This window comes from Mycoplasma tullyi, assembly GCF_014068355.1.
GTDB lineage: Bacteria > Bacillota_I > Bacilli_A > Mycoplasmatales > Mycoplasmoidaceae > Mycoplasmoides > Mycoplasmoides tullyi.
In genome coordinates this window covers 628,411-644,709 of record NZ_CP059674.1, presented here as the reverse complement: position 1 = coordinate 644,709, position 16,299 = coordinate 628,411, and the positions used below count along the sequence as shown (strand labels likewise).

At 31.4% G+C, this 16,299-nt stretch carries 13 protein-coding genes and 1 tRNA gene; 13 read left to right on the top strand and 1 reads right to left on the bottom strand.

Features of this window, described 5'->3' with window-relative positions; all coding sequences use genetic code 4:
- From H3143_RS02585 to H3143_RS02530, 12 genes are all read left to right on the top strand, one after another.
- Positions 1-1,377: an ABC transporter ATP-binding protein gene (locus tag H3143_RS02585; protein ID WP_182078653.1), complete on the top strand. Its 1,377-nt coding sequence runs from the start codon at positions 1-3 to the stop codon at positions 1,375-1,377.
- Positions 1,378-1,831: 454 nt separating this feature from the next.
- A complete protein-coding gene (locus H3143_RS02580) occupies positions 1,832-4,639 on the top strand; it encodes an MG321/MPN456 family lipoprotein (RefSeq protein ID WP_182078652.1) in 2,808 nt (935 codons plus the stop codon).
- A gap of 121 nt (positions 4,640-4,760) precedes the next feature.
- A complete protein-coding gene (locus tag H3143_RS02575; RefSeq protein WP_182078651.1) occupies positions 4,761-5,966 on the top strand; it encodes an ABC transporter permease in 1,206 nt (401 codons plus the stop codon).
- A 4-nt stretch (positions 5,967-5,970) separates the two neighbouring features.
- On the top strand, positions 5,971-7,110 hold the full coding sequence (locus H3143_RS02570; RefSeq protein WP_182078650.1) for an ABC transporter permease: 1,140 nt from the start codon (positions 5,971-5,973) through the stop codon (positions 7,108-7,110).
- Entirely contained in the window at positions 7,110-8,441 is a 1,332-nt protein-coding gene (locus tag H3143_RS02565; RefSeq protein WP_182078649.1) for an ABC transporter ATP-binding protein, read from the top strand. The genes H3143_RS02570 and H3143_RS02565 overlap by 1 nt, the downstream gene beginning before the upstream one ends.
- The gene (locus H3143_RS03550; protein ID WP_228444771.1) at positions 8,434-10,929 is read left to right on the top strand and encodes an ATP-binding cassette domain-containing protein; all 2,496 of its coding nucleotides are present in this window, start codon (positions 8,434-8,436) and stop codon (positions 10,927-10,929) included. The genes H3143_RS02565 and H3143_RS03550 overlap by 8 nt, the downstream gene beginning before the upstream one ends.
- Positions 10,908-11,456: a DUF3899 domain-containing protein gene (locus H3143_RS02555; protein ID WP_182078647.1), complete on the top strand. Its 549-nt coding sequence runs from the start codon at positions 10,908-10,910 to the stop codon at positions 11,454-11,456. Before H3143_RS03550 ends, H3143_RS02555 begins: the two co-directional genes overlap by 22 nt.
- A gap of 27 nt (positions 11,457-11,483) precedes the next feature.
- A tRNA-Ser gene (locus H3143_RS02550) sits at positions 11,484-11,571 on the top strand.
- A 599-nt stretch (positions 11,572-12,170) separates the two neighbouring features.
- Positions 12,171-12,737 carry an elongation factor P gene (gene efp, locus H3143_RS02545; RefSeq protein WP_182078646.1) on the top strand — a complete coding sequence of 189 codons (567 nt, stop codon included), beginning with the start codon at positions 12,171-12,173 and terminating at the stop codon, positions 12,735-12,737.
- Positions 12,718-13,038 carry a hypothetical protein gene (locus H3143_RS02540; protein WP_228444770.1) on the top strand — a complete coding sequence of 107 codons (321 nt, stop codon included), beginning with the start codon at positions 12,718-12,720 and terminating at the stop codon, positions 13,036-13,038. The genes efp and H3143_RS02540 overlap by 20 nt, the downstream gene beginning before the upstream one ends.
- The gene (locus tag H3143_RS02535; RefSeq protein WP_182078644.1) at positions 13,038-13,430 is read left to right on the top strand and encodes a transcription antitermination factor NusB; all 393 of its coding nucleotides are present in this window, start codon (positions 13,038-13,040) and stop codon (positions 13,428-13,430) included. The genes H3143_RS02540 and H3143_RS02535 overlap by 1 nt, the downstream gene beginning before the upstream one ends.
- 3 nt (positions 13,431-13,433) lie before the next feature.
- Positions 13,434-14,090, top strand: a complete 657-nt coding sequence (locus H3143_RS02530; RefSeq protein ID WP_182078643.1) for a DUF5453 family protein — start codon at positions 13,434-13,436, stop codon at positions 14,088-14,090.
- On the opposite strand, the gene H3143_RS02525 is transcribed toward H3143_RS02530, so the two are convergent.
- Entirely contained in the window at positions 14,087-14,497 is a 411-nt protein-coding gene (locus tag H3143_RS02525; protein ID WP_182078642.1) for an HIT family protein, read from the bottom strand. The genes H3143_RS02530 and H3143_RS02525 overlap by 4 nt on opposite strands.
- A 62-nt stretch (positions 14,498-14,559) precedes the next feature.
- Here H3143_RS02525 and H3143_RS02520 point away from each other — a divergent pair, with 62 nt between their 5' ends.
- Complete coding sequence (locus H3143_RS02520) at positions 14,560-16,107, top strand: hypothetical protein (protein ID WP_228444769.1); 1,548 nt, start codon at positions 14,560-14,562, stop codon at positions 16,105-16,107.
- Positions 16,108-16,299: the final 192 nt, after the last annotated feature.

Below are 16,299 nucleotides of genomic sequence, written 5' to 3'. Positions count from 1 at the left end.
ATGAGTACGAATACAGTTGAAAACAAAAAAGATTCAAAAATATATACAGAAGAAAAAAGAAAATTTCTTTTCTTTAAAAAACGTTCTGCACGATTCAATACCCCTGGTATTGAAGAGATGCTAAAAGTTCCTAAAGACAAAGAAGTTTTAGCATCACTTCGTAATGTTGATATCACTTATGGGGTTGGATCTAAGGCATTTAGAGCTGTAGTTGATATGAATCTAAATATCTACACTGGTGAAGTGTTAGGTTTAGTGGGTGAATCTGGTAGTGGGAAATCTACCATTGGTCGTGCCATCATTGGATTAGTTCCCCACAGCTTTGGTAAGATCAAAATTCTTGATAAAACTTTACCCCAAAAAATGAACCGTGGTTTTAAGGTGGGTAAAGCACTAAAAGAATACAACGAAATCGAAAAATTCATGGTTAATAAAGTTCAGATGATCTTCCAAGATCCTGCGAACTCACTTAATCCTCACACTAATGTTGAAAATATTGTCTCTGAAGGTTTAACCAACTTAAAGAATGCTAAAGAAATCTATCTTTATAATATTGATCAAGACGTGGTTAGACATGTTTATGAAACATGATTAGATAAAAACGACCCTAAGATTAAACAAACCTTCTATGATGGTTATGAAGTTAAATTAGAAGATCTTATTAATAAAGATGAGAACACCGCATATGATGCAATCTATCAAGGCTTTATTAATAAGATTAAAGAATTTAGTCAACTATCTGAAGCAGTAACTTATCTTAAAAAAGAACAAGAAAATCGTAACGAACTTAATAAGTTAAGTGAAGTTGATTGTAAAAAGATCTTAGTAAGAAATATCTTAGCTTCTGTAGGGTTAGATGAATCAGTACTAAAACGTTATCCCCTAGAATTTTCTGGTGGTCAACAACAACGGATTGGGATCTCACGTGCTGTGGTACTTAGACCAAGATTGTTGATAGCAGATGAACCAATCTCAGCACTTGACGTGTCAATTCAAGCACAAGTTGTTAATATCTTTAACGACTTAAAGAGAAAGTTCAATCTAACGATTTTATTTATTGCTCATGACTTGAGAATGGTTGAATACATCTCAGACCGAATTGCAGTAATGAATAAAGGAAGATTACTTGAAGTGGGTAGCACTCAAGAAATTATGAAAAACCCACTTCACCCTTATACAAAGTCATTATTAGATGCTGTACCATCGATTGCTGGTAACAAGGGTAGTTTAATTGGTTATAAGTATGATCCAAGTATCCATGGATATGATCATGATAATCAACCAGTTTGACAAAAGGTTAATGATAACCACTTTGTGTTAGCTACTGATAGTGAACTAGCAGACTGAAAAGAAGGCAAATACCAAGAAGTTGAATAATATAAAACCAACGTAAATGTTACGTTGGTTTTTTTATTATCTTTGAAATATTGATAATCAGCGACTTTTTCAAATTAGCTACACATTAAACTTGAATTTATTTAAATATCAGGTATAATTATTTTGTTACTATGTTAAGAACTAATCAAACATTTAATCAAACTATTAATAAGATTACATGCAAGAAGAATAAGTGCAATTCTTCTATTTTTGGCATGATTAATATTATTAAGACCAAGATGATGTGGATGAGTAGTTCCGATCTTAAATCATAGATTTGTATCGATTGCTTATCCATTAAAAATTAAAACAATAAGCAATCGCAAAAGTTCAACTTAAAACCTTAGAATAAGAATAATAGTGATTGCTTGGCAATTACTATTTTTTTATTTATTAACATGGATAGCTAACATATTAACGTAGTTGAATAAACTTTAAGAAAGATAAATTGACAATGAAATTCAGAAATAAAACCATACTAAAACTAGGATCGTTACTTTCGTTTGCTGTATTAGCAACAAGTAGTCTAGCATCTTGTGTAAATAATACTACTGATCCCATCAGAAGTTTAGTCTTTGATAATAATGACAACGTTAAGATTAAAGCCGCTGATGGATTAAGAGATCTGCCTTTAAATAAACAAAGCTTTATTGAAGCTTTACAAAAACTAGGTGCAACTAAAGAAGCTCCGTGAAGAATCGTTGATAAATCATTAACTGTTACAGCTTTATCAGATGATCAAAGAACGATGATTAACAATAAGACTGCTGCATTAAGATTACTATCTGATGGCCTAATTCAATATGATTTTATTTTAAGAGGGTCTAATATGCCTTCTGTGAATGAATATTTTGTTCAAGGTAATACCACAGCAGGTTCTTATCTTTGAGGGGTTGACTATCCAGCTGTAGGTTCATTTATTGAAGGATGATTTGCCAACACCAAAGGTGCTAAAGTTGATCGTTACTTAATTCAAAGATTAATTGATGTGGCAAATAATCCTAGCGCTTATATGCAAGAATATACTAAAGAGTATGTTGATTTAAGTGCTTCATTAGCAAGAGCGATCGTTAGTAGTGGTTTAACTGAGTTGAAGATGCCAGGAGCGATGGTTACTTCACCAACGACTATGATGACTTCAACTATGTTGGCTGAAGGTGAAGGTGAAGGCACAGGCGGAGGTCAAGCAGAACCAGCTGCAGCTCCTGCAGCGCCAGCAACTCCAGCTCCAGCACAACCTGCAGCACAACCAATGGCTAGTGACATGGATTACTTAAATCTATTTAAAGGTCAAACTGTAGATGGTGTTTTATCAACTGATCAAACTAAACTAAGTAATTGAGAAAACGGAATTACTAAATATTTAGGTGAATGAACTGCAAGTAACACCAGTCGTGCTTTATATCTAAATTCATTCTTGGATGATCAATTCTCGTACATTCCAAACCCTACTTCAAACAATACGACAATTAATCATCTATTAGTTAAAAGTCCTGAATGAAAAATTAGAAGTGACTGGAAGGCTGATTCATTATTATTAAGAGACTCAAGCGGGCCAGCTAATGAACCATACGTTACTGAAATTCCACAAAATCCTGCTGCAAACACTGAGCTCCCTTTAAACATGAACTTTACAGCAGGGGGTGGTACAAACTTCCCTGGATCATATTCTCACTTGCTTTCGTCTGAAACAACTGGTGATATTAGCTATGATTTAAGTAATAGACAAAGAACTTCTGATCTTCAAGGAACTTATAAATTAGAAGGTGCTAGAGGGGTAAAACTTTATGATGCTAATGATAAATTATTAGCAGTTGTGATTAGACCTGTAACTGGTACAGATGCTACCACTTGAGCTACAAAAGTTGAAGAAGAAGCTAAAAAAGAAAATTCAGGCGTTTACTTCTCAAAAACAGGTGTTGTTGATCCTGAAGTTGACCACAACCTACAACAATACATTGATAAAGCAGTTAGATATGACTGAATGATTGATCATAACGTAAAATGAACTGATCAAAACGGTAATGCTGTAGCTAGTCTATCTGGTCGTGACTTTGAAAGAGGTCTTGAAACATTCTGATTAGCAGATCAAGTTAAATACACTGTTAATGGTTATTTATTAGATCAATTAGGTGTTGATCTAGAAAAAACTGTTAATGGAACAGTAACTTCTACTGGTACAGGTGAAAGTGCTAAAGTTACCGTAACACCTGGAAATGTTGGCATTACTTCTAAAGATTACGACATTGGTAAATTCACAAGTACAGATGATACTTTCAGAGTATATCTAAAACAACCTTATGCGTTTGCAATGCAAACATTTAAAATCGGTAGCTTGTTAACTCCAGTACCTTATTGAGACTCTAGAGTAAGAGCGTTAAGACTTACTACTCAAATGACTGATAGTACTGTAACAAATCTTGGTACTACTGATACTGAATTCAAAACAAAAGCTACTGGTAACTGGTCTGAAGGTGCTGTTAACGGTGAAGTAGTAGTTAACGAAAACGGCGCAATCAACAAAGAAAGTACCCAATGACAAAAACTATTTGGATATATCAGCGCATCTGATACTACCCAAAACTTATCTCATGCATACTACTCTGGGTCATACTATCTAAGTGCTTACGCTGCTAACCAATTCACTCAAACTTGAAACCCTAACTACCAAAAAGCCTTTGCTGATGGTTATTACGTAAACAAAACTCCAGTGCAAAAAGCCCTTACAAACTTTGGTGGTAACAGAAGTCCTGACGTAATCTATACAGCTTATCGAAATGATGATAACAGCCCTACTCAATTTCCTGTTCCTAGAAGTAGAATCATCAACGCAACAACTGATCCAAATTACAAAGATTTCTACTGATCATCTCAAGTAACTACTCCTCCAACACAGTTTAATTACAATGCTTATGCTGCTAGTCCAAGCGATACAACATATCAAGATACTGTAACGCAAAACTTGTTTAAAAATTGAAATAGTGATGAATCTAGAATCGTTCGTGCGGGGATTGTTAACTTAATCAACTGATACCGATTATCGCAAGTTGTTCAAAGCCGTGGAACGTTCCAATACACTTCAATTCCTTATCGATCACTAACTGATAGTACAGTATTTGCTAATGTTCCATTACACGATGCGGTATTAGCAATTCAAGAAAACAAACTACCAGCAGCATTTAAAGTTAATGGATTTAGTGGTTCATTAAGAAGACCTTACTCTGATTTTGAACCTACTCGACCAACTAGTCGAAATAACTAAAATAAAATAGTTTATTATAATTTTTAACGATTGCTATTAGTAGATTGAATGATCTACATCTAACCAATTACGAACAAAAACTAAGTGTCCCTTAGTTTTTGTTCATCTATGTAAATAAACAATGCTAACTTATATTTTAAAAAGAATTGGTTTTGCAGCACTAGCTGTTTTCATTCTTTTAACACTTACATATTTATTAACGGGGTTGTTACCTTATTTACCAATCAACCCTGGACAAAATGAATCACCAGCTGCATTTCAACAAAGAGTTGATGCCCTTGGTTTTAATGAACCAATAATTGTAAGATATGGGAAATATCTTTACAATCTGTTTGTTAATCATTCACTAGGACAATATTATTCAAACAGTGCAATTAATATTGGACAATGGTTCTTTGAAACCGTGCCTAACACGTTATTGATTACGGCAATTTCATTTGTGATCTCAATTATTCTAGGAATCACTTTTGGGATCTTGTCTGCTGTGTATCGTGGTAAAGCACTTGATACGACACTTAACACTTTATCAGTAATCTTTGTTTCAGTACCAAGCTTTGTGATTGCCATCGTATTATTAATCATCTTTAGAAACTCAGGCATCCCCACACGTTATGTTGCGCCTGGATCGAATGGTTATACTCCAGCTAGATTTATTGCTTCATTAACTTTACCGATCTTATCATTAAGTCTTGGTGGGTTCTCAAGTATGACTTATTACATGAGAAACGAGATGGTTGAAGTCTTACAACAAGACTATATTAAGACGGCTAAATCAAAAGGATTAAGTCATGTTGCCATCATCTTCAAGCATGCATTTAGAAATGCTTCTATCCCAATCTTATCAATCATTGTTCCATCAATCTTGGGATTGATCTCGTCTTCATTTATTATTGAAACGTTCTTTAGTGTTCCAGGGACTGCTTCACTATTAGTAGATGCGATTCAAAAAAATGAAGTAAACATGTTAGCTTTCCAAGTCTTGTTCTTTGCTTCATTAGGGTTCTTAATGCAGATCTTATTAGATTTCATCTATACCCTAGTTGATCCAAGAATTCGATTAGCTGAAGCTAATTCATTCATCTTGATCAGATGAATCCACAATAGCATTGTTAGAAATAAAACTAAAAAACTATGAGCATTGGTTAATGAAAATAATGCTTATGTTTTATCTAAAGAAAAAGATCAATCTTTAATTGATGCAATTAAAGATAATAATGATTTATCAAAAAATAAAGTTGTTGTTGATAAGAGTTTTAGTTTGCCAACTAATATTGAATACCTAATTCTTGAAGGTAAGTTGTATAAATTAGAGAAAGCGCTGGGTTAGTACAATGACAATATCTGAATTAAGTAGTAAATATCAATTTGACAAAGAACAATTTGATCGCGTTGATGCTAATGAACAATTAACTAAACAAAGTTTGGTGATTGGTAAACCAACAAACTATATTGTTGAGATCATTAAACGGTTCTTTAAAAACCCAGCAGCTGGGGTGTTTAGTGTTTTATTAATTATCATTGTGTTGTTATCAATTATTGCTCCACTGGTTTCACCTTATAGAGCTGCACAACCATTGGGAATTGATGATATCTTTTTTAACTTACCTCCAAGAATCTTTGGTACTAATCCAACTAAAGATTCAGTTGTTCCAAGAGATCTATTGTTTATCTATGATGGAACAATAGTTAGTGAAACTGATGTGGGTAGTAACAATGTTTTAATTAAGTTTCACCCATACATGTTAGAAGAACTTAAAAATCTTTATCCAATCCTAGGAACAAACCAAGGTGGAGAAGATGTTTGAACTAATCTGTGACAAGCGATGGCAACATCATTACAATCAGCAATGATTGTTGCAGTGTTTGCTACCCTAATCGGGGTTGTCTATGGTGCAATCTCTGGTAGTTTTGCTGGTAAATGAGTTGATACGGTAATGATGAGAATTGTGGAAATCATCGGTGGTTTACCAACAATTATTCTAATCATTATCTTGGCACAAATCTTTGTACGTAACTCATCAATGTCTGGTGGAAATCTAAGTTTAGGTGCAATTAATGGTGCATTAATTGCACTATACTGAACAGGACCTGCAACTGTAACAAGAATATATATTGTTAAATCTAAAGATGCTGAGTATGTTCAAGCTGCACGTACATTAGGAGCTAGTCAATGAAGAATTATCTTCTATCATTTAATTCCTAATATCTCAGGTAGATTAGCTGTTATCTTTGTTAACTTTATTCCAGTAGCGATCTTTGTTGATGCTGGTTTAGTATTCTTAGGTCTAAAATCAAGTCAAGATATTACGTTGGGAACCATCCTATCATCAACATATCAAAACGTCACTCCAGATCTATTACATATCTCGTTACCACCAATTGTGGTATTCTCATTATTTACGATCTCGTTGCAGATAATTGCTAATGCAATTAATGATGCTGTTGATCCAAGAATTATAGGTAGAAAATAATGCGCTTTATAGAACGATATTTAGTGAGTGATGAAAATAAGAAACTAAAACCAGGTTATATGGTTGATATTGATAATCTTAATGTTTCTTTTAAAACTAAAGATGGGATGTTACAAGCTGTAAGAGGAGTATCAATCTCAGCTAAACAAGGGCAGATCATTGGAATTATTGGTGAATCTGGTAGTGGTAAATCTGTATGTGTTAAATCCTTAATTGGATTTAATGATAATTCTAAGATTACAGCAGATAACTTAAATCTATGTGATATTGACATCACCAAGATTAAAAATAAAGATTGATCAAATCTTAGAGGTGAATATGTGACATATATTCCTCAAGACCCATTGATGTCACTAAATCCAACCAAAAAGATTGGTGAACAGATCAAAGAAGCTTTGGTGATCGCTGAAAAAAGAAAATATAAAGAAGAAGTTGAACAATTAAAAGATGAATATTTAAAACAAAAACAAGAGTTAGAAAAAGCTAATTATAATAGTTCAGATCTATTCAACAAACTTGAACAATTAAAAACCCAGCACACTAATAAGCTTAAAGAAGCTAAAGATAAATATCGTAATGAAAAAAGTGCAAAATCAATTAAGACTAAGATCTATCAGATCTTAGAATTTATTGGTATTGTTGATATCAAAAATAAGATCAATGCTTACCCACATGAGTTTTCAGGTGGGATGAGACAAAGAATTGTCATCGGGATTGCGATTGCTTCAAGACCGAAATTGATTATTGCTGATGAACCTACAACTGCACTCGATGTAACGATTCAAGCAAAAGTATTAGATCTAATCAAACAAATTAATAAAATCTATAAAATTACCGTAATCTTTATTTCACATAATATTGCGTTGGTGGCAAACTTCTGTGACTACATCTATGTGATGTATGCGGGTAAGATTGTTGAACAAGGAAATATTGATGATATCTTCTTAGATCCTCGCCATCCTTACACGTGAGCATTAATTTCTTCTATTCCTGATGAGGGAATTGAAGGTAAATTGAAATCAATCCCAGGTTCAGCTCCAAATCTAATCTCACCACCTAAAGGTGATGCATTTGCTGCTAGAAATGAATATGCAATTAAATTAGATTTTAATAGTCAACCACCATTAATTGAAATCACCCATACGCATAAAGCAGCTACATGATTATTACACCCAGATGCACCTAAGATAGAATTACCTGAATTGGTTAAACAAAAGATTGAAACTTATAAGAAATCATTAGCTGACTTAGCTAATATTCAAGATAAAGAAAAAACCCCTGAAGTAGTATTTAACGTGTTTGACACTAGAGAGAAGAAAACGAATGAGTAATAAAAAAGACGAACAAACTAAAGCATTATTAGATGTAGCTAATTTATCAATAGTTTTCAACTCTAGAGGTTCTCAATTTACTGCTGTTGATAATGTCTCTTTTAAAGTTAACAAGGGTGACTTCTTTGGAATCATTGGTGAATCTGGTAGTGGGAAATCTACCATTGGTAAAACTCTAGTAAGACTTAATAAGCTTAGTGGGGGAATGATTAATCTTGATGGAAGATTAATTGGTAATAAAAAACTATCGCGAGCTGATAAGTCATGATTACATCAAAACGCTCAGATGATCTTCCAAGATCCAATGAGTTCATTAAACCCAATTAAGACGGTTTTAAAGTTGGTTGCTGAGCCAATTATGATCAATAAGATGATCCATAAAAAGGCAAAAGAGCTTTATAAAAAGATCACTTATATCAAACCTTATTTTCACTATGTATTTGAAACTAAGGAATTTGATTTAACTAATCAGTATCAAAGAAATTATTATCAAAAACTAACTGATCAATATAATGATGGAATTAATCAGATTAATAGCTTTAGTTTAAGTGCTAATGACTTTAACACTGGTTATAAAGAAGTAGTTTTCTTATTAGATGATTTGTCTGAAAAAGTTCAAAGTAATATCGAATTATCTAAAACTTACTTTTCAGATTATAAAAAGATCATTGATGATTACATTTCAGATTATGATCAAAAGAAATTTGATCCAGTTGATCTAGAATTTGATCAAGCAAAACTTGATCAAAGCAATCAAGAAAAATTATTAAAGTATTCTCAACCAGTTTTAGATCTTAAAGCTAAGAAGTCAGAGAAGAAAGCACAATACAAAAAAACAATTAAAGATTTTAATGAGCTTTATCTGTTTAGAAATTATTCAGAACTATTAAGTTGATTAACAACTGTTGAATCAGAAGTTAAAAGTTTCAAATACAAGATGATCATGGCAACCAAGCCATTAGATTATGCTTATGCTGGAATCAATTACTATTGAAAGAAAGCAGAACTAAAACTGATCAAATTAATTAAGAAAGATAAATATTTTGAAAAAGAGAATTTAGATCTATTAATTAACAAAATCAACGGTAAATTTGCAGAAATTTTTGAACCACTTGTAAGTATTGTTATTAATTTTTCAGTCGAATTAAGCAAAGATATTTTAAAGACTAATACGTTGAACAATCAATCAAATACTTATTTAGATTTAGCTAAAAAATTATTCCATTCAATCGACAACCAATTTGATCTAAATAAAGTTAAAGAAACAGTTACTGAGATTAGTTCATTAGCTAAGATGAACACTTATCTGAATGATGCTACCTTTTTAGGTCGTAACTTTGAGCAATGAAAAGACGATATCTATAAAAACTTTGAGTCTTTAGCTAGTGAGATTAATAGACATAAAGATGAATCTAAACGAATCGTTAATGAAAAGAATGTTGATCTTTTCAATCTAAAAAAAGAGATTAAACAGTTGGATGAAGAAATAGCTGAAAATTACCAATCATATCAAAGTAGCAATAAATCTGATTCTATTAACCAACTTGAACAACTTAAAAAAGTTACGTTAGATAAAAAAGCTAAACGTGATCAAGCAATTCAAGATTACAGAAACAAATTACCAGAGATTAATGCTAATCGAGAAAAACTAACTGAAGAAGTTAGAAAACTACATGAAACTTATCTGAGTACTAAACATAAGTTTCATAGATTGGTACATGAAAAGATCGATCATTTAGCAAAAATAAATCACTGAGATAATAAAGATCTGAAAGTGTTAATCGCTGCAATCAAATTACGTTTTAAATCGATGGATGCCGTAGATTTTGAACATAAAGTAATTACCAAAGATAAGAATATTTACCGTAATTTATTCTTAAAATTGCCTAAATGATTAAACTGAGTTTACTTATATCCATTAAGATCAATATTAATTCGTGATAAAGTGTTTGAAGCATTAAACCAAGTTGGTTTAAAACCAGAACACGCTTACCGATACCCGCATGAATTCTCAGGTGGTCAACGTCAAAGAATTGTAATTGCTAGAGCATTGATTACTGATCCTCAGATCGTTATTGCTGATGAACCAATCTCAGCACTAGACGTTTCAATTCAAGCTCAAATAGTTAACATCATGAAGGAGATGGTTGAAAAACGCGGTGTTACGTTCTTATTCATTGCCCACGATTTATCAATGGTTAATTACGCATGTGAAAATGTGATCATCATGCACCGAGGTAAGATTCTAGAACGAGGTAATGTTGATAAAATCTTCAAGAACCCAATTCACCCTTACACCAAATCATTGATGAAGGCTTCACCAAAACTATCTAATATTCACTTAGATTTAGCTTCATTTGATGAAGGGTTTAGCTACTACAAAGATTATTCAGTAATAAATAAACCGTCATACTTCCAAGTTTCTGAAAATCACGAAGTGTTCTGTACGAAAGAACAATTTGATTTATGGGTAAATCAAAACCGCTAAAAACAGGTTATAACCACTATTCAAACAACTATGTTAATTCGTTAAATAAGAACGATTTAACAGACGATAAGATTGACAATACAATCAACCAAAAAGGCCTAAAATATCCTAGAGGCTGATTTGGTTTTTCTTTTTGTTTGATTGTTGTGGTAATTGCTTTATTCCTTTTAATTTTTGTTAAAAGAAATGTTCCACCAAAAACTCAGATACTGGATGCAACAACGATCTCAAGCGGAATTGGTTTTTTATTCCACGCAATCGGTTTTATTAATCGTCAAAAGATTTTTATGATGCTAAAGTATAAGTTTAAAAAACTTGAACTGTTCTTTAGTTTAAAAAAACATCGGGAAAAACGCGATTTTTTATATGATCATAATAACGCTACTAACTACATTAAAAGTTATGAAGATTATCTAACCTATGCTGTAGAAAAAAACAAAGCATCGTTCAAAGTTTTTTATATCACCTTTTTGATTTATGCGATCTGATTTTTAGTATCGGTAATAATTTCTTTTAGTTTATCTTAAAAAATGTTAAAATTTTTTAGGATTAACGGGAGCATACTCAAGTGGTTAAGAGGACACCCTGCTAAGGTGTTAGATCAGCAATGGTGCGTGGGTTCGAATCCCACTGCTTCCGCCATTAATAAGTTCATTTTAAATATTAAAGTAGTTCTCAATGAGAGCTGCTTTTTATTTTTATAGAGGGTTTTTATTTATAATAAATATAATTAAAGTAAGAATAGGGTTTAACCCAGATTATTCTTGCTTTAATTAATGAAGCCTTTAATCAAAAAAATAAGCAATCATTTTTAATAAGCATAATTAATTTCTCCTGATAAATCGTTGATAAAAATGATCACCCAACCTCATTTTTATCAACTTGCTTGCTTATCGACCAACTAAAAATAAAAGTAGTTCTAGCAACACCTAGAACTACTTTTTTATCTTATAAGACTACTTACTTGGAAAAACTATTTTCCGCAAGTGCAATCTTTGCAAGTGCATTTGTCTTTGCATGCACAGTTACAATCATTTTTAATAAGCATAGTTAATTTTTCCTCCTGTTTAGTTTATACACTTCATAAAAAATAAGTGGCTAAATTTCAATAGACTTTATTTTTACCTATTATTTATGGGCATTTCATGGACTGATTCAACCTTCCAAAACCCTTTCAAATCAAACAACAACCCAATATAATTAAGGAGATTTTTTATTATATTAAAATTCTATAAGTTATTATGGCATCAATTATTCACGCAAAAGACCTTAGAAGTGGTCACACATTTACTTTAGACGGCCAAATTTATTTGGTAATCGAAAACTCATTTAACAAAACCGCTATGAGAGAAGGGATTGTTAAATGTAAAGTGAAAAATTTACGTACTGGTTCAATTACTACTGAAGTGTTAACTGGAATGAAACTAGAACAAGCTAACATTGAAAAAGTCAAAATGTCGTTTGTTTACCAAGATCAAAATAATTTTGTTTTCATGAACAATGAAACATATGAACAAATCGAAGTTACAGCTAAACTACTTGAACATGAAAAGAACTTTATTACCGAAAATACAGAAGCTTCAATCATGCGTTATGAAGATGAAATCTTAGGAGTAAGTTTACCTGATCAAGTTGTAATTGAGATCGAATACGCTGAAGACGCTGTTCAGGGAAACAGTGTTAACAATGCACTGAAAAAAGCAACTTTAGTTACGGGTTATGTAATTGAAGTACCTCAGTTTATTAAATCCAAAGAAAAAGTAATCGTATCAACGGTTGATGGTAAATATGTCTCAAGAGCAAACTAATATTAAAAACATCCTTTATAACAAGTTTGGTAGTATCAAGATAACTGATAAAGCTTTTAGAAGTTTTATCAAGAACAAGATTGATACTTGTCTTGAAAATAACAAAGTGATCGAGTTAATCAAAGTTGATCTTTATCATTTTTATGACGATACGAACGCTCAGATTAATATCTATGTTAAGTATCTAAAAAAGAAATATGATAATAACTTGATTAAGAAGTTATCTAAACAGATAACTGATGCGATCAATGTTGAATTGGGTTTAGTGATCACTTCTGTTAATTTTATTCAACAATTCTAATGAAAACTAAAACTAACCATCGATCACAATATGATATTAGATGTGATCGCTTAACTTTTATCTATCAAGCGTTGTTGCTTGATCTAAATCTAGATGAGATCTATCAAGCGATCAACGAATTAGAAGATAAAAAAGACCAAGAGTTTTTAACCAACTGAACTGGTTATATTAATCAGATTCCATCAATGGTTTCAGCTCATCTAAAAGAAAGTTGGAGCTGAAACCGTCTTGATTACATGATTAAAGCGATCTTTAATTTGTTGATCACTGAAGCTAAGCAATTAAAAACTGAAAAGGCGATTTTGATTTCTCAAGCAACTAAATTGATCCAAGCTTATGGAGATCTTAATAGTATTAAGATGGTTAGTGCGATCTTAAATAAGGTGATTTAGGCTATGATGAAGTGAAAAAAATGAAGAAACCACTACATTACTTTTTTAGCTAATCTGTTTGTTTTCCTTGGTTTTAGTACCAACGCGATCTTAATTAGAGAACTTAATCCAATTGATAATAGTCGTGTTTTATTTAGTCCTGAGATTATGATTATTACCGCATTGATTGGTGGGTTGTTGGGAATTGCTTTTATTGGGTTTGATATCAAATTCTTTGTTAAGGACTTTTTTTATCAAAAGTTTCATTACGATAAAAAATTCACCAAAATGTATATTGGTGGGATCTCAGTTTACTTATTCAACATCATCCTAGGAATGTTGTTTGTTGTGTTATCTGTTAATTTTTATCGAAGAATTGATTTTAGTAATGCTAATAGTGTAGTTAGAAACTTCAATCTCACAAGAAATCTAATCTACATCTCAATTGGTATTACTAGTGCAATCACCATTGTTAATTTCGTGATTATTAGATTAGCACGATTATTCATTGAACAAGCACTTGATAAAAGAAAAAATAATACTGATGATAATCCAAAACCAGTTAATAGTGATGATAAATCAGTAATTATTTCATTTGATCAAAATAATAGTCAGGCTAAAGAACAACCTGTAGATGTAAAACCTGAACAAAAACCATCAGGTGGATTAAGTGAACTTTAATGTTTAATTAATCTCATCACTTCTTTAAGATCTAAGATATTAACCTTATTAGTCTTAAAGCCAAAACCTTCTTTAGCAGCATATTTAGGAATAATATGTAAATGGAAATGAAACACTTCTTGACCAGCAATCGATGCTTGATTAGATAGATAATTATATCCATACACATTTAGATCTGAATTATCTAAGATCTTCACGACTTCTTGAGCTAGATCAGTTACTGCATGCATTTCATCACTTGGAGTGTGACTAAAATCTTCATGGTGTTTTTTGGGAATTACAAGAGTATGACCATTAGATACAGGAAATGCATCTAAAAAAGCGATTGCTAAATCGTTTTCAGCTACTACATGAGCTTCAATCTCTTTATTAATGATCTTACAAAAGACACAATTAGTCGTTGACATATTATTTTTTTCTCTAAACTGTTAGTAAACAAATATTAATATAATGATAATATTAAATTTATATGGTTAATGATAATAGTACAGTAATTTCAACCAAATTGTCGAGTTACCTTTCTAACCTAAAAAATACTGATGTTAGACAGCATTGTTCTTTAATAAAAAAGCAAAATGGTTTTGCAACCAGTAGTTTTGCTTTTTTATTTGTTAGTGTATTTTTAGGGTTATTATTAACTATTAATGTTTTTGTTATTATCTGATCTTCTTTTAATAAGAGTATTGATTATAACGACCAAGAAACTTTTAGATTATCATTAAGTCAATTCGAGACAAACTGGTTAATAAGTAAGATATTGGTAAGTTTTTTATCAGCAAGTTTATTAACTTTAATTGGCTTAATTGGTTTTGGTTATTATTTTAATAACTATAAGAAGGTTGACACACCAATTGTAGGGATTAAAAAACCAGTTAATTTTATTAACCGGATTAATTTGGTGTGTGCTGGTTTAGCGATCGTTTTAGTCGCATTTGGTTATTCGATCTTTATTATTTATACGAGTGCTTATCATAAGATTGTTATTGAAAAACAATCGTATGATTTTGCGCTTAAACCTAATTCGATTGTTAGTGCTAAAACTTTGATTAGCACACTTTTAGGAATTACCTTTTGTTTGGCGTTAATTTCGTTGCTTGCTTCATTCTTAGTTTATAGTGTGTTTAGTGTGCAGTATCGTTATTTCACAACATTAATTAAGTTGACAAGAGAAATCATTAAATTAAATGCACAAACTGTTGTAGAAGAAAAAGTTCAAGAATCAACTAATGTAAATACTAAGACTGAACAAATTAAAGAAGAAGTAAAAGTTGATTCAAATCAAACTCAAAAGGTTGACTTAAAATCAGATCTTAATGATCTGTTTAAAAAATTTAATAAACAACCTTTTATTAAATCAACAACCCAAACACAATCAGTTGATTCAAATAGCCAAACTAACAGAGTTGATGAAGCAACAGTTAGAGTCGATCAACAAGTTAATAAAACTGCTGAATACGCTCAAAACACACAACAAGTAAATGCTCAAGCTAACCAAACTCAACAAACTAGAGTTGATAACCAAAATCCAACTAGTTCATTAAAAGATATCTTCCAAAGAATGAACAGCTATCCAAAAACTCAAGCTGTTAATAATCAAACTAGACCAGTTGATGAACAAGTTGTTCAACCTAACCAAACTCAACAAGTTAAAGCTGAGAATGTTAACCCAACAATTTCATTAAAAGATATTTTTGCTAAAGCAAATAATTATCAAAGAACACAAGCAGTAAACAATCAAACTGGACCTGTTGAACAACAAGTTAATCAACAAAATCCAACACCTACAACTAATGTTAATCCAGGTGATCTTTATAAAAATATCTTTAAGTTTAAATCACCATTATCAGCTAACAATGAAACTAATTCTCAAAAAGAAGTAAATCAAGCTGATAATAATCCTAAACCAAATCCTAAAGAAGAAGACTATGGGATCGGGGTTAAAACCATAGGTCAAGAACATAAACAAAAAGAAGAACTAAAAGATTTATTTAAAAAAATAAAAGATTCTAAAAACTAGATTTAGTTCATAAAAAAGAAAATCTGATCAGTGAGTCGTTATCACTCGCTGATCAGATTTTTGTTTATATTTATTTCTAAAGGTTGTTATCTTTATCGAAAATATTTTTCGATTTATCTACTACCACAATAAAAAATCTTGAGAATATCTTTTCGATTTGTTTTTATTTTTATAAAATAAATTAAATAATAA